The sequence below is a fragment of the Pedobacter superstes genome (assembly GCF_037622515.1).
In the GTDB taxonomy this organism is placed as follows: domain Bacteria; phylum Bacteroidota; class Bacteroidia; order Sphingobacteriales; family Sphingobacteriaceae; genus Paradesertivirga; species Paradesertivirga superstes.
Genome location: NZ_JBBJCN010000025.1, coordinates 1 through 353, shown reverse-complemented (window position 1 = coordinate 353; position 353 = coordinate 1). Strand labels below are relative to the sequence as shown.

Here is a 353-nt window from a genome sequence, read left to right as displayed (position 1 = left end):
ATTTACAGAGCAGCGTAAACCTGAGTTGCCGGTTTTACCACTACAATACGCAGATTATGCGATATGGCAGCGGCAGATCTTACAAGAAGAAGTTCTGGATAAGAAGTTAGTATACTGGAAAGAGAAATTACAAAACGTATCACCTCTGGAGCTGCCTGCCGATCATATCCGCCGGGCAGTGCAAGGCACCGGTGGTTCGCTGCTTCACTTCGATATTGACCAGGATATTGCCGAAGGATTAAAAACCCTGAGCCATGCTCATGGTGCTACGCTGTATATGACCTTGCTGTCAGCCTTTAATGTGCTTCTTTACCGCTATAGCGGACAGGAAGATATTTGTGTGGGTTCACCCA

Annotated in this window: 1 protein-coding gene; it reads left to right on the top strand. The window is 46.7% G+C overall.

Annotation, left to right across the window (positions count from 1 at the left end; translation table 11 throughout):
- A partial coding sequence (locus WG906_RS19345; protein ID WP_339994541.1) for a condensation domain-containing protein occupies positions 1-353 on the top strand: 353 nt, incomplete at both ends.